Raw genomic sequence first — 795 nt, 5'->3', positions numbered from 1 at the left:
GCTCCCTTCGGTGTTGAGCAGCGGGCAGGACTCGGGATGGGCGGTGTGGGCCTCGATCAGGGCCAGGACACCGGATCGGCCGCGTGCGGTGCGTTCGTAGCCGCACCGGCACCAGGACCGGGCCGACACCAGAGCCGAGAACGACGGGGGCGCGATGACGTCCAGCCACCGCACCGGCTGCGGGCGCGGGACAGGGCGAACAGCAACGGGGACGGCCTGGCGGCCGACGACCTTCGGCACGCCACCACCGGCCGGTCCTGCGGCCGGGTTGGCGGCCTGCGGGCTACTCGGGGTGACAGGCAGGCTCTTAAATCGCAGGTTTCTGGCGGCGGTCATGCCGGCCGCCCGAAGTTGTTGGCGACGGACCAGTCGAGAGCACTCGCCACAGCCTTGCGGCACTCGTTCTCCCGGAGCCCGGCCGCCAATCCCGCCGAATTAAGAGCTTCCTCCACCACAGTGCGGTCGAGGTCGCCGGACGGGATGAACCGCCCCAGAGCGCGTGCGGCCCGAACCAGCGTCCAGTTCCGCACACCCTCCCCAGCCCCGGCCACGGCCGCCGTTTCGGCCCTGAGAGCCGCTGCGGCGTACCGAGAGGCCCGAACCGGCACGGGTGTGGCCATCAATGCCCGAGACAGCTGACCGGGCGTCAGGAGGGCGTGCAGCCATGCCGGGAGCGGTACGGGCTCGGTGGGGTCGACCACCTCGTACGCGCCGTGCGGGAGGGTGCTGCCTGCGGCGACGACGTAGCCGCCGTGGGCGCGGGTGTCGATGTGCTTGCCGAGCCTGCCCGCGCTG

General features: G+C 72.2%; 2 protein-coding genes. Both read right to left on the bottom strand.

The window, feature by feature from the left end:
* The coding region (locus V9U70_RS30680; RefSeq protein ID WP_336672323.1) for a hypothetical protein at positions 1 to 336 on the bottom strand (336 nt) is incomplete at its 3' end.
* The coding region (locus V9U70_RS30675) for a bifunctional DNA primase/polymerase (protein ID WP_336672322.1) at positions 333 to 795 on the bottom strand (463 nt) is incomplete at its 5' end. The genes V9U70_RS30675 and V9U70_RS30680, both read right to left, overlap by 4 nt.

It is taken from the genome of Streptomyces pratensis (assembly GCF_037137275.1).
Taxonomy (GTDB): domain Bacteria; phylum Actinomycetota; class Actinomycetes; order Streptomycetales; family Streptomycetaceae; genus Streptomyces; species Streptomyces pratensis_B.
The sequence above is the reverse complement of the archived record's forward strand: the minus strand, read 5'-3'. Positions and strand labels throughout refer to the sequence as shown.